General features: G+C 67.1%; 10 protein-coding genes. All 10 read left to right on the top strand.

All coding sequences use genetic code 11. From position 1 onward, the window contains the following. The first annotated feature begins 20 nt into the window (after window positions 1-20). The 10 genes from J4O76_RS06630 (at window position 21) to J4O76_RS06585 (ending at window position 13166) form a co-directional block, all read left to right on the top strand. On the top strand, window positions 21-1202 hold the full coding sequence (locus tag J4O76_RS06630; protein ID WP_060526809.1) for an FtsW/RodA/SpoVE family cell cycle protein: 1182 nt from the start codon (window positions 21-23) through the stop codon (window positions 1200-1202). Further along, entirely contained in the window at window positions 1199-2341 is a 1143-nt protein-coding gene (gene murG / locus J4O76_RS06625) for an undecaprenyldiphospho-muramoylpentapeptide beta-N-acetylglucosaminyltransferase (RefSeq protein WP_056486645.1), read from the top strand. The genes J4O76_RS06630 and murG overlap by 4 nt, the downstream gene beginning before the upstream one ends. Beyond that, complete coding sequence (gene murC / locus J4O76_RS06620) at window positions 2338-3756, top strand: UDP-N-acetylmuramate--L-alanine ligase (protein WP_426280959.1); 1419 nt, start codon at window positions 2338-2340, stop codon at window positions 3754-3756. The genes murG and murC overlap by 4 nt, the downstream gene beginning before the upstream one ends. Window positions 3757-3833: 77 nt before the next feature. After that, on the top strand, window positions 3834-4739 hold the full coding sequence (murB, locus tag J4O76_RS06615; RefSeq protein ID WP_426280958.1) for a UDP-N-acetylmuramate dehydrogenase: 906 nt from the start codon (window positions 3834-3836) through the stop codon (window positions 4737-4739). Next, window positions 4736-5674 carry a D-alanine--D-alanine ligase gene (locus J4O76_RS06610; protein ID WP_426280957.1) on the top strand — a complete coding sequence of 313 codons (939 nt, stop codon included), beginning with the start codon at window positions 4736-4738 and terminating at the stop codon, window positions 5672-5674. The genes murB and J4O76_RS06610 overlap by 4 nt, the downstream gene beginning before the upstream one ends. Then, on the top strand, window positions 5671-6645 hold the full coding sequence (locus J4O76_RS06605; protein WP_107961708.1) for a cell division protein FtsQ/DivIB: 975 nt from the start codon (window positions 5671-5673) through the stop codon (window positions 6643-6645). Before J4O76_RS06610 ends, J4O76_RS06605 begins: the two co-directional genes overlap by 4 nt. 1 nt (window position 6646) lies before the next feature. Then, entirely contained in the window at window positions 6647-7909 is a 1263-nt protein-coding gene (ftsA, locus tag J4O76_RS06600) for a cell division protein FtsA (protein WP_056051322.1), read from the top strand. 113 nt (window positions 7910-8022) lie between these two features. After that, window positions 8023-9600: a cell division protein FtsZ gene (gene ftsZ, locus J4O76_RS06595; RefSeq protein WP_426280956.1), complete on the top strand. Its 1578-nt coding sequence runs from the start codon at window positions 8023-8025 to the stop codon at window positions 9598-9600. Window positions 9601-9834: 234 nt separating this feature from the next. Beyond that, window positions 9835-12003, top strand: a complete 2169-nt coding sequence (locus tag J4O76_RS06590; protein ID WP_426280955.1) for an SPOR domain-containing protein — start codon at window positions 9835-9837, stop codon at window positions 12001-12003. Next, entirely contained in the window at window positions 12000-13166 is a 1167-nt protein-coding gene (locus J4O76_RS06585) for a deoxyguanosinetriphosphate triphosphohydrolase (RefSeq protein ID WP_426280953.1), read from the top strand. The genes J4O76_RS06590 and J4O76_RS06585 overlap by 4 nt, the downstream gene beginning before the upstream one ends. The last annotated feature ends 143 nt before the right edge of the window (window positions 13167-13309 follow it).

Below are 13309 nucleotides of genomic sequence, written 5' to 3'. Positions count from 1 at the left end.
AGACCAGCATCGTCGCCAAGATGAAGCGGCGCGGCGGGCGGGGCGATCAGTCGCCGCTCGGCACGTGGTTCTGGGATATCGACCGGATGCTCCTGCTGCTGACGCTGTTCCTGATCGCGATCGGCCTGATTGCGGTCGCCGCCGCATCGCCGGCGAGCGCGGTTCGCTATTCGGGCGAGCATCACAAGATCGCGCCGCTCTACTATTTCTGGCGGCAGTTGATGTGGGTCGGCGTGTCCTTGCCCGTGCTGTTCGGCGTGTCGATGATGCCCGTCTCGATGGCGCGGCGGATGGCGATCGGCGGGTGCGCGCTGTTCGTGCTGATGCTGATGGTGACGCCGTTTATCGGGGTCGAGGCGAATGGCGCACGGCGCTGGCTCGGCGTCGGTTTCGCGCAGTTCCAGCCTTCCGAGTTCCTGAAGCCGCTGTTCATCGTCACGGTCGCGTGGCTGTTGTCGCTGCGCGCGAAGGATGCCGAGCTGCCGACTGTGCTGATCACCGGCGCGATGACCGCGGGCGTCGCGGTGCTGTTGATGTTGCAACCCGATTTCGGCCAGACGATTATCTTCTGCTCGGTGTGGATGGCGCTGCTGATGATCGCGGGGACGCCGGCCAAGGTTATGCTCGGCCTTGTCGCGATGGCGCCGGCGGGGCTGATTGCCGCCTATGTCTTCTACGGCGTGGCGCGGTCGCGGATCGATGCGTTCCTGTTTCCGGGTGTCGAGGGCGAGGGCGCGGGCGACCATTTTCAGACGAATGCGGCGCATAATACGCTGACCGCGGGCGGCTGGACCGGCACAGGCCCCGGCGCGGGTGCGGCGAAATTTGGGCTGCCCGAGGCGCATACCGACTATATCTTCTCGGTGATCGGCGAGGAGTTCGGGCTGATCGCGTGCTCGGTGATCGCCGTGATCTTCCTCGCGATCGTCGTGCGCGTGTTCGTCAAGCTGCTGGACGAGCAAGACGAATTCAAGCTGCTCGCCTCCGCCGGGTTGGCGACACAGTTCGGTGCGCAGGCGCTGGTGAGCATGGCGGTGAACACCGGTCTCGCGCCCTCGAAGGGTATGACGCTACCGTTCATCAGCTATGGCGGGTCGTCGATGATCGCGTTGTCGGTCGGCATGGGGTTGCTGCTGGCGTTTACCCGACGCAATCCGTTTCTCACGCGGAGCCCCTATGTCGTCCGCTGGAGTGGTGAATGAGTAAGCATTATGTCCTAGCAGCCGGTGGCACCGGCGGACACATGGTCCCGGCTGCGGCGCTCGCGGCCGAGCTGACCAAGCGCGGCCACCGCGTCGCGCTGGTCAGCGATGCGCGCGGCGTGCGCTTTCCGGGGCTGTTCGAGGACATCCAGACGCATGTCCTGCCGGCTGGGCGCTTTACCGGCGGGCCGCTCGGTTGGGCCCGGGCCACGCGGGAGATGTGGCGCGGGCGGGCAATGGCGCGCGAGCTGTACCGGACCTTCAAGCCCGCCGCGGTGATCGGCTTTGGCGGCTATCCTGCGTTGCCGGCGTTGCTGGCGGCGTTCGCGGACAAGATTCCGACCGCGGTGCATGAGCAGAACGCGGTGCTGGGTCGCGTGAACCGTTTCGTCGCGGGGCGCGTCGATGCGATCGCGACCTCGTCCGAGCCGACCGAGCGCCTCGCGCCGAAGCTGCTGGGCAAGGCGCATCTGGTCGGCAACCCGGTGCGCGAGGCAGTGCTGGCGCTGCGCTCGCGGCCGTATCCGTTGCTGGAGGAAGACGGGATTTTTCGCGTGCTCGTGACGGGTGGCAGCCAGGGTGCGAGCATCCTGAGCCAAGTCGTGCCCGACGGTCTGGCGATGCTGCCGGTGACGTTTCGGCGGCGGTTGCAGGTGACGCATCAGGCGCGGATCGAGGATATCGACGCGGTCCGCGCCAAGTATGCCGAGCATCATATTCCGGCCGAGCTGGCAACGTATCTACCCGATATGCCCGAGCAACTGGCCTGGGCGCATCTAGTGATTGCGCGTGCAGGCGCTTCGACGATTTCGGAACTGACCGCGGCGGGGCGTCCGGCGATCCTGGTGCCTCTGCCAGGTGCGACCGACGATCATCAGACCGTGAACGCGCGCGAGATCACGCGGGCGGGCGGCGCGCGGACGATCGCGCAGGGAGACTTTACCGCAGTGGAACTGGCCAAGCAGATGCAGAAACTCGGGCTCGATCCAGCGGCGTTGCAGAATGCGGCGGGCCGCGCGCGGAGTTGCGGGCGGCCGAATGCGGCGAGCGATCTGGCCGATCTGGTCGAGAGCCTGGATGCACCGTTGTCGCGGATTCCGGTCGGCGCGCCCTCGAAGCCCAAGGCGCAGTTCGCATGAAGGGTGTCGCAACGGATATCGGCACGATCCACTTCGTCGGCATCGGTGGGATCGGCATGTCGGGCATCGCCGAGGTGATGAAGAACCTCGGCTACCGCGTGCAGGGGTCGGACGTGGCCGAGGGCTATGTCGTGCAGGGGTTGCGCGACAAGGGCATTCCGGTGGCGATCGGCCATGCCGCGTCTAACATCGGCGATGCCGCGGTGGTGGTCGTCTCGACCGCGATCGTGCGCTCGAACCCCGAGGTCGAGGCGGCATTGAACGCGCGCGTACCAGTGGTGCGGCGCGCTGAAATGCTGGCCGAATTGATGCGGTTGAAGTCGACCGTCGCGGTCGCGGGCACACATGGCAAGACGACGACGACCAGCATGGTTGCAGCATTGCTCGATGCGGGCGGGGTCGATCCGACGGTCATCAATGGCGGGATCATCAACTCGTACGGCTCGAACGCGCGGCTGGGCGCGAGCGACTGGATGGTCGTCGAGGCGGACGAGAGCGATGGCAGCTTCCTGCGGCTCGACGGCACGATCGCGGTCGTTACCAACATCGATCCGGAGCATCTCGATCATTACGGCTCGTTCGACGCAGTGAAGGATGCGTTCGTCGAGTTCGTCGAGAACGTGCCGTTCTATGGCGCGGCGTTGCTGTGTCTCGATCATCCGGAGGTGCAGGGGATCCTGCCGCGGGTGCGCGATCGTCGCGTGGTGACGTACGGTTTCTCGGCGCAGGCGGATGTCCGCGGCGTCGAGGTTACGCCGGTCCCGGGCGGCAACCGCTTCGATTGCGTGGTGCGCGAGCGTGATGGGGCGACGCGGACGATCATGGGAATCGAGATGCCGATGCCGGGTCGTCATAACGTGCAGAACGCGCTGGCGGCGATCGGGGTGGCTCTGGAACTGGGAATTGCGGATGCGACGATCCAGCAGGGGTTTGCCAAGTTCGGCGGCGTGAAGCGGCGGTTCACCAAGGTCGGCGAAGTGGCTGGTGTCACGATCATCGACGATTACGGGCATCATCCGGTCGAGATTCGCGCCGTGCTGGCGGCGGCTCGCGAGGGCGTGAAGGGTCGTGTGATCGCGGTCGTGCAGCCGCATCGGTATTCGCGACTTGGCAATCTGATGGAGGACTTCCAGACTGCGTTCAACGACGCGGATCGGGTGCTGGTGACGCCGGTCTACGCGGCGGGCGAGGCGCCTGTGGAGGGTGTCGATGCGGCGGCTCTGGTCGAGGGGTTGAAGCGGCGCGGGCACCGGTTCGCGGGTGTGGTTGCTGACGCTGACGCGCTGGCGGTGGAACTGGCGGCGACGATCGAGGCGGATGACATGGTCGTGTGCCTCGGCGCTGGCGACATCACGAAGTGGGCGGCTGGCCTCGCCGACGCGATCGCTGCCGAACGTGCGAAGGTGCTGGCGTGAGTGCTCGCGCTTCTGCTCCGCTTGCGGGAGGGGGCGGGGGAGGGGCTTCGGCCTCCTCCGACGGCCCGGGCTCGGCTATGTCACTCCCTCCCCTAACCCCTCCCGCAAGCGGGAGGGGAATCAAGGTCGAGGCTGGGGCTTCGCTGGCGGCCTTCATTTGGTTTCGGACTGGTGGGCCAGCAGAGACCCTGGTGCGACCCGATACGGCGGCCGATCTAGCGGCATATTTGCGCGATCTCGATCCCTCCATGCCCGTGCTGCCGGTCGGGGTCGGCTCAAACCTGATCGTGCGCGATGGCGGCGTGCCGGGGGTCGTGGTGCGTCTTCCCAAGGCGATGGCGAAGGTTTCTTTGCAGGACGGGCGCGTTCGGGCTGGGGCTGGTGCGATGGGCATCACCGTCGCCAGCGCCGCGCGCGATTCTGGAATTGCCGGGCTTGAGTTTCTTCGCGGAATCCCGGGGACTGTTGGTGGCGCTGTGCGGATGAATGCGGGCGCTTATGGACGGGATGTCAGCGATATCCTGGTTGAGGCTACCGTGGTCACGCGCGACGGTTCGGTCGAGACTTGGTCCGCTGAGAAACTCGGGTTCACCTATCGTCATTCGGACCTGCCCGCGGGAGCCGTCGTGGTCGAAGCCGTATTCTCCGGCACGCCCGGCGAACCAGCCGTGATCGGTGCGGAGATGGACCGGATCGCCGCCGAGCGTGAGGCTTCGCAGCCTCTCCGTTCGCGGACGGGCGGGTCGACGTTCAAGAATCCCGCGGGGCACAAGGCGTGGGCGTTGATCGACGCGGCCGGGTGTCGGGGGCTGACTCGCGGTGATGCGCAGGTCAGCGAGAAGCATTGCAATTTCCTGCTGAACCTCGGGTCCGCGTCGAGCGCCGAGATCGAGGCGCTGGGTGAAGAGGTACGGAACAGAGTGAAGGTGCATTCGGGGGTGACGTTGGAATGGGAAATCCAGCGGGTAGGGGTCGCGAAGTGAGTGCGGCTCTTCATATCGCGGTGCTCATGGGCGGGTGGTCGGCGGAGCGTGAGGTTTCGCTGATGTCGGGCAATGGCTGTGCGGATGCGCTTGAGTCGCTCGGCCACCGGGTCACGCGCATCGATATGGGGCGGGATGTTGCCGCCAAGCTCGCCGAGGCAAAGCCCGATCTCGTGTTCAACGCGCTCCACGGCACTCCCGGCGAGGACGGTTCGGTGCAGGGTCTGCTCGACCTGATGGGCCTGCGGTACACGCATTCGGGGCTCGCGACGTCGGTGATCGCGATCGACAAGGTGCTAACCAAGCTGTTGCTGGTCCCCGCGGGCGTGCCGATGCCAGGTGGGCGGATCGTCAAGTCGGCGGACCTGTTCGAGGGCGATCCGATGGCTCGGCCTTATGTTTTGAAGCCGGTCAACGAGGGCTCGTCGGTCGGGGTGGCGATCGTCACCGACAGTGGCAATTACGGCAATCCGATCGCGCGCGATAGCGTTGGGCCGTGGGGCGAGTTCGAGGAACTGCTCGCTGAGCCGTATATCCGTGGGCGCGAACTGACGACCGCGGTGCTCGGCGGCAAGGCGCTCGGCGTGACCGAGTTGAAGCCCAAGAGCGGCTGGTACGACTACGACGCGAAATACACCGACGGGATGACGGTGCACGTCTGCCCGGCGGAGATTCCCGACGAGATCACCGACGCCTGCAAGAGCCTCGCGCTCGAAGCGCACCGTTTGCTTGGCTGCAAGGGCGCGTCGCGGTCGGACTTCCGCTGGGATGACGAGCGCGGGGTCGACGGGCTGTTCCTGCTCGAAGTGAACACGCAGCCGGGCATGACCCCGCTGAGCCTAGTCCCCGAACAGGCGCGGCACATCGGCATGAGCTATGCCGAACTGGTCCAGGCGATCGTCGACGAGGCGATCGCGGATCACCCCTCCCCATGAGCCGCACGATCAAGCGAGGTCCGCCGCCCAAGCGGCCCGCCCCGCGCCGGAAGGTCGCGGTCAAGAAGGTGTCGGTGATGGACCGGCTGGTCGGGATGCTCCCGGTCAGCGAGGACACGCTGCGCAAGATCGCGACGTGGTCGATCCTCGGCGCGGGTGGTGCGGTCGCGATCGCGGCGGCGACGTGGGTCGGCATTCCCGGCATGATCGGCGCGGCGGTGGCCGAGGGCGCCGGGCGCGCGGGCTTCAAGGTCGAGCAGATCGAGGTCACCGGCCTCAAGCGGATGGACCGAATGTCGGTCTATGCGGTCGCGCTGGAGGACAAGCAGAACCAGACGTCGATGCTGTCGGTCGACCTGGAGGCGGTGCGGCAGAAGCTGCTGCGCTATGGCTGGATCGCGGACGCGCATGTGTCGCGGCGGCTGCCGAACACGATGCTGGTCGATATCGTCGAGCGGACCCCCGCCGCGGTGTGGCAGGACAACGGCCAGCTCACGCTGATCGATTCTTCGGGCGTGCTGCTGGAGCCGGTCCAGCCCGACGCGATCCCGAATTTGCCGTTGGTGATCGGGCCCGGCGCGGATCGGCAGGAGGCGTCGTACCAGACGCTGCTCGCCGCCGCGCCTGCGCTCAAGCCGCGCGTGAAGGCAGCGACCTGGGTCGGCAATCGACGCTGGGATTTGACGTTCGAGAGCGGCGAGACGTTGGCGCTGCCGGAAGACGGTGCGCCGCGCGCGCTGGTGAAGTTCGCCGAACTGGACGGCGCGCGGCCGCTGCTCGGGCGCGGATGGATCCGGTTCGACATGCGCGATCCGACCAAGCTGGTCGCGCGCAAACCGGGTGCGAGCCTGGCGCACAGCGTCGACGTGCCGGCACCTGCCAGCGCGGGGGCAAGCGTGCCGGCAACGGGCGAGACTACGAATACTCCGTCGCAAACGGCGGGCGCGAACGTAACGGGCGGGGAGGGATGATATGGCGAAGGTGGCACCGGAAGGGCTGATCACGGCGCTCGATATCGGGTCGTCGAAGGTTTCGGCGATGATCGCGCAGAAGGGGGACGGCGGCGAGCTGATCGTGCTCGGCACCGGCCAGCGCGAGAGCCGTGGCGTCAAGCGCGGCTATATCGCCGACATGGCGACGACCGAAGCGGCAGTGCGCGAGGCGGTCGAGCAGGCCGAGCGGATCGCGGGGATCAACATCGAGAATGTCTGGGTCGGTTTCTCGGCCGGCGGGCTCGTGTCCGACGTCGCCGAGGTCGAGTTCGAGCTTGGCGGCCACCGCGTCGAACAGCAGGATATCGATGCGTTGCTCGCTGCGGGGCGCAACTCGATCGATCCGCAGGGCCGCATGGTGCTGCACGCGCAGCCGGCACTCTATACGCTCGACGGGCTGACGGGGGTGAAGACGCCGCTCGGTCTGCACGCGGATCGGCTTGGTGTGCATATCCATGTCGTCGCGGCGGACGGTTCGCCGGTGCGCAACCTCGATCTGTGCGTGCGATCGGCGCATCTCGAAGTGAAGTCGATCATCGCCTCGCCGGTCGCGACCGGGCTCGCGTGTCTCAGCGACGAGGAGCGCGAGCTTGGCGTCGCGCTGGTCGAGATGGGGGCGGGGATCACCAACGTGTCGCTGTTCGCCGGCGGCATGCTGGTCGGGCTGACCTCGATCCCCATCGGCGCGCAGGACATTACCGACGATATCGCCAGCGCATTCGGCACACGGCGGCAGAATGCCGAGCGGATGAAGTGCTTCCACGGATCGGCCAACGCCAGCCCTCGCGATAATCACGACATGATCCCGGTCATGCCGATATCCGCCGAGGACGGCGCGGGCGAGGGGGCTCAGATCACCAAGGCGCAGTTGATCGGCGTGATCCGCCAGCGGCTCGAGCATCAGATGGGCGAAGTGCGAAACGCGCTCACCAAGCTGAAGTTCGAGGGGCCGGTCGGGCGTCAGGTCGTGCTGACCGGCGGTGGTGCCGAGCTGAAGGGCATCGCCGACTATGCGCAACAGGCGCTCGGGCGGTCGGTGCGGATCGGTCGACCGCGTGGCCTGACCGCGCTGCCGGAAGCGCATGGCGGACCGGCGTTCGCGACGCTAGCGGGGTTGGCCTTCTATGCGGCGACCAACCCGATCGACCTTCGCGGGCTCGCGCCGCAGCGGACGACGGTGCATCGGCCAAAGGGTATGGGCATGATGCGCAAGTTGATTCAGGCGGCACGCGCGAATTATTAAGAGTTTCGAGGGCGCTGGCGTTATTTCGGCTGGAACAGGCCGTGACGTTGGTGCACACAGATTAATCAGGGGCCCGGCCGTAGCGTATCTACCGGGTTGTGCGGAGAACGGCGATGAGCATCGAATTCCTTAGTCCCGAAGTGGACGATCTGGCCCCCCGCATCGCGGTGATCGGCGTCGGCGGCGCGGGCGGCAACGCGATCGCCAACATGATGCGGGCCGACGTCCAGGGCGTCGACTTCCTTGTGGCGAACACCGACGCGCAGGCGTTGAAGCAGTCGACCGCACCGCAGCGGATCCAGCTCGGCACCAAGATCACACAGGGTCTCGGCGCCGGCTCGCGTCCCGAGATCGGTCGCGCAGCCGCCGAAGAGACGATCGATCAGCTCGCCAAGATGCTCGAAGGCGCGCACATGTGCTTCATCACCGCCGGCATGGGCGGCGGTACGGGTACGGGCGCGGCACCGGTCATCGCCAAGGCGGCGCGCGACATGGGCATCCTGACCGTGGGCGTGGTGACCAAGCCGTTCGCGTTCGAGGGCAACCGTCGCGCCAAGTCGGCCGAGGGCGGCATCGACGAGCTGCAGAAGTATGTCGACACGCTGATCGTCATCCCGAACCAGAATCTGTTCCTCATCGCCAACGCGAACACGACCTTCAAGGAAGCGTTCACGATGGCGGACGAGGTGCTCCAGCAGGGCGTCCGCAGCATCACCGACCTGATGGTGATGCCGGGCCTCATCAACCTCGATTTCGCCGACGTCCGCTCGGTGATGCAAGAGATGGGCAAGGCGATGATGGGCACCGGCGAGGCTAGCGGCGACAACCGCGCGCTTGAGGCTGCTCAGAAGGCGATCTCGAACCCGTTGCTTGAAGGCGTCAGCATGCGCGGCGCGAAGGGCGTCATCATCTCGATCACCGGCGGCGACGACATGCGTCTGCTCGAAGTCGACGAAGCCGCGAATCATATCCGCGACCTGGTCGATCCCGATGCCAACATCATCTGGGGTTCGGCGTTCAACCAGGAGCTCGAAGGCAAGATTCGCGTCTCGGTCGTCGCGACCGGGATCGACGCCGATGCGCGCCCTCCGGAAGTTGCGCCCGAGCCGACCCGCTCGTTCAGCTTCGGATCGCGCAAGACCGACGAGAACACCTCGTTCCGTCCGAGCGAGCCTGCCGCGTCGTCGGCTGCACCCGCCGCGTCGTCCGCCGACGAAGAGCCGCTCGACCTGAACGCGTCGTCGGAAGTCGAGCCGTCGTCGTCCAAGTCGAATGACGAACTCGTGCTCGGTACCGAGACGATCGTGCCGCAGGCCGCGCCTGCGCCGGTTGCTCCTGCGCCGCAGCCGGCACCCGCCCCGCGCACCTACGGCGAAGAGCCCTACGGCCGCGGTCCGATCGCGCGTCCGGCGTCGGCATCGTCCGTACCGGCGGCTCGCGCGCCGGTCGCGCCGGCTGTTCCGGTGCCGACGCCGGCTGCGGACGAAGGTGGTGCACGTCGCCGCTGGCTAGCTCCAGGCGCTGAGGCTGCCCCCGAGGCGGTTCCGGCTGCACCGCGCGTGAAGCTTGGCGGTACGTTGTTCGAGCGCATGTCGAATGCGGCACGCGGTGCTGCGAAGGAAGACGGCGAAGCGGCTCCCCAGGACCCGCTCGACATCCCCCGCTTCCTGCATCGTCAGAACAACCAGTAAGTCGGGAACATCTCGACTTATCAATATCTTGCACGATCCAGCCCTGACCTCCCCTCTCCCATCGGGAGAGGGGGACACGCCAGAGGCGGCGAAGGGTGAGGGCATGCCAACCAGGGCTACCGCGCTTGCGTACGCAAAACCCTGCATTCGTCGTCGCTCCAGCCCAGTTCGCCGCGCGCATGCGTGCAAGACATTGCCGGTTCGGTCGGGCTGGCGTCTAGACAGATGATCCTCATGACCCGGTCCTCCCATCATCTCCTGACCGCTGCGCTGGCCCTCGTGCTCGCGGCCGTGCCAGCTGTCGCGTCCGCGCAAGCCGTCGTGCAGGCGATCCCCGGCACCACCGACGCGGACAAGCTTGGCGACGTGATGCGCCAGCTCGCGAGCAACCCGCGCAACATCGACGCGCTGATCAAGGCGGGCGATCTGTCGATGGGCCTTGGCGATCTCAGCGGTGCCGCGGCATTGTTCGCGCGCGCCGAAAAAGTGAACCCGCGCGACGGTCGAGCGAAGGCGGGAATGGCGTCGATCCTCGTCCGGTCCGAGCGTCCGGGCGAAGCGCTTCGCTATTATGCGCAGGCGGAGGGCCTCGGCCTCGATCCGCGCAACTTCGCCGCCGACCGCGGCCTCGCCTACGACCTGATCGGCCAGCAGGATCGGGCACAGCGCGACTACCGCGTGGCACTCCGCGATGCCCCCGACGACGAGACGACGCGGCGCTATGCGTTGTCGCTCGGTATCTCGGGCAAGCCCGAACTGGCGGTCCAGCAGCTCAATCCGCTTCTGCTGAAGAGCGATCGCGGCGCATGGCGATCCCGCGCCTTCATCCTCGCGATGAACGGGGATGTCGCCGGGGCCGAGAAGATCGCGACCACGATGATGCCATCGGGCACCGCGCAAGGCCTGCAACCCTTCTTTCAACGCCTGCCCAACCTACCGGCAAGCGACCGCGCCTTCGCGGTCCATTTCGGTGAGGTCCATGCGACGCCAGCCCGCCTCGCGGATGCACGGATGGCGCCACCGTTGGGCATTCTAGCCGCAGATCCGACCGCGCCGGTAATGATGGCAGCCGTAACGCCACAGCCGGTGGTCACGGCAAGCACCGGCAAGAAGGACAAACGCGATCGCCGGTCGAGCCGCGATCGAGTCCAGATGGCAGCGGTGACTCGACCGTCGTCAACACCAGTACCCGTGACGACGTCGGCACCGGTCCCGCCGACGATCACCGCGCCGCGTACGCTCACCACGGTTCCAGCTCGGACCCCGGACGCCGCCCCCGTCCAGCTCGCAGCAGCGCCGATGCAGACGGTCCAGCCGCTTCCGGCGCGGACCGTTCAGCCTTCGCAACCAAGCTATTCAGCACCGAACGTTGTGGCTCAGGGCATTCGTACCAATCCGGCTGCGGAAACGAACTCGGTAGTCTCGGCCACTATCCAGCCTAGCCCATCGTCTGTCGCTCGTACCGTCCCGGCGCCATCGACGACGGGAACGCTTCCGCAGAGCGTAGCCACGCAGATGGCGGCGATCCCGCTGGGACAGGCAAAACTCGATCCGACCCGCGCGGCGAATGCGCTCGCAGCGTCGGCAGCAGCGGCGCCGTCGGTTTCGCCGCTACCGACTCCGATACAGCAGGCACCTGTTCAGCAGGTCGCCCCAACGCAGAGTGCCAGCGCCGAGACGCCGGCGCCCGGTTTCACCAGTTCGTCCACGCCCGCGCCGGTAGCCGCCACATCGTCGCCACGCACCCACGCGGTCGCCGCGAGCGAGGACTCGATCCTCGCGCGGATCGTCGCGGGCCTGTCGATCCCCGCGTCCGAGCTCGACGTCGCGCCGATGCATCCCGCGCCGGTCGTGACCCCCGCCGCTATCCCGGTCTCCGATGACTCCGAGCGTGTGCTCGCCGAGGCAAAGGCCAAGACCGAGCGCGACGCTGCAGCCAAGGCGATCGCGGCGAAGACGCTGGCTGCGGACAAGCTCGCCGCCGACAAGAAGGCGGCGCTCGACAAGAAGGCCGCGGCGAAAAAGGCGATCGCCGACAAGAAGGCGCTTGCCGAGAAGAAGGCCGCCGCCGCCGAGAAGCTTGCCGCCGACAAGGCTGCGGCCGAGGAAAAGCGGATTGCGCGTGCCAATCCTGCGCGGACCTGGGTTCAGGTGTCGACCGGCGCGACCGAGGGCGATCTGCCCAAGGCGTGGAAGAAGGCGAAGGCCAAGGCCCCGACCGTGTTCGGCGCTCGCGGCGGCTGGACTGCGCCGTGGAAGGCGACCAACCGCGTGCTCGCCGGCCCGTTCAAGACCGATGCCGAGGCACGCACGTTCGTCAATCAGCTCGCCAAGGAAGGCGTCCCGACGTTCACCTTCACCAGCGATCCGGGCGAAATCATCACGAAGCTGCCGGCCAAGTGAGCTACCGCGCGCCCTGGGCATCGGACCCGGCGCGCAGCAAAGGACGGCTTCACGAGGAACAGAACGGGTCCACGCGCGGGCCGCGCGACGCCTTCCAGCGCGACCGCGACCGCATCATCCACTCGATCAGCTTCCGTCGTCTGCGCCACAAGACGCAGGTGTTCATGGCGCCCGATGGCGATCATTTCCGCGTCCGCCTGACGCACAGCCTTGAGGTCGCGCAGATCGGCCGTACGATCGCGCGGACGCTGGCGCTGAACGAGGACCTGACCGAGGCGCTCTGTCTAGCACACGACATCGGCCATCCGCCGTTCGGCCATGCCGGCGAGGATGCGCTGAAGGCGGCGCTGACCGGCCAAGGCGGCTTCGATCACAACGGCCACACGCTGCGCACGTTGATGACGATCGAGCGGCCTTACCCGTTGTGGAACGGGCTGAACCTGACATGGGAAACGCTCGAAGGCCTCGCCAAGCATAACGGCCCGGTGCGGCATCCGGGCTGGGCGCTGGCGACGGCGGACGCGGAATACCCACTCGCTCTGACCAGTTTCTCGAGCCTCGAAGCGCAGGTCGCGGCGATCGCCGACGATATCGCCTACGACAATCACGACATCGACGATGGCCTGCGCGCAGGGCTGCTGACGCTCGACCAGATGCTCGCCGTACCGCTGGTCACGCGCGGCTGGGACGACGTGCGGCGGCGCTTCCCAGATATCGACCCGAAGCGCCTGGTCGGCGAGCTCGTCCGCACGCAGATCGGGACGATGGTCAACGACCTGATCGCCGAGACGCGCCAGCGGATCGCGGCGAGCGGCGTCACCAGCGTCGACGACGTCCGCGATGCGGGGCAGTGCCTGGTGGGCTTCTCGCCCGAAATGCGCGAGGCGGAGCGCGACCTGAAGCGGTTCATGTACGCCAACCTCTATCACCACCCGCGCCAGCTCGCGGCGGCGGATGCGGCGCATGGGATCGTGTCGGGGCTGATCGCGGTGTACCGTGACGATCCGGCGACGATCCCCGAGGAATGGCGCGAACGGCTGCCGACCGAAGACCCCCATCGCAGCCGGCATATCGCGGACTTCATCGCAGGGATGACGGATCGGTATGCGGTATCGCGCTACCGCGAACTGGTCGGCCCGATCGACTTGCCCGAGGGGTTCTGAGCGACTGATCCTCCCCCGCCAGGGGGAGGTGGCGCCGAAGGTGACGGAGGGGGAGGACGCGCAACCGATGTCGGCGCTTACCTCCCCCTCCGTCCGGCAAGTGCCAGCCACCTCCCCCTGGCGGGGGAGGATCGAAACAGTAA

Source organism: Sphingomonas sp. NFX23 (assembly GCF_049887795.1).
Classification (GTDB): domain Bacteria; phylum Pseudomonadota; class Alphaproteobacteria; order Sphingomonadales; family Sphingomonadaceae; genus Sphingomonas.
The sequence above is the reverse complement of the archived record's forward strand: the minus strand, read 5'-3'. Positions and strand labels throughout refer to the sequence as shown.

Coding starts and splice junctions, on each gene's coding strand:
- J4O76_RS06630 (WP_060526809.1), top strand. CDS start 21: ATGAAGCGGCGCGGCGGGCGGGGCGATCAGTCGCCGCTCGGCACGTGG.
- murG (WP_056486645.1), top strand. CDS start 1,199: ATGAGTAAGCATTATGTCCTAGCAGCCGGTGGCACCGGCGGACACATG.
- murC (WP_426280959.1), top strand. CDS start 2,338: ATGAAGGGTGTCGCAACGGATATCGGCACGATCCACTTCGTCGGCATC.
- murB (WP_426280958.1), top strand. CDS start 3,834: ATGTCACTCCCTCCCCTAACCCCTCCCGCAAGCGGGAGGGGAATCAAG.
- J4O76_RS06605 (WP_107961708.1), top strand. CDS start 5,671: ATGAGCCGCACGATCAAGCGAGGTCCGCCGCCCAAGCGGCCCGCCCCG.
- ftsA (WP_056051322.1), top strand. CDS start 6,647: ATGGCGAAGGTGGCACCGGAAGGGCTGATCACGGCGCTCGATATCGGG.
- ftsZ (WP_426280956.1), top strand. CDS start 8,023: ATGAGCATCGAATTCCTTAGTCCCGAAGTGGACGATCTGGCCCCCCGC.
- J4O76_RS06590 (WP_426280955.1), top strand. CDS start 9,835: ATGACCCGGTCCTCCCATCATCTCCTGACCGCTGCGCTGGCCCTCGTG.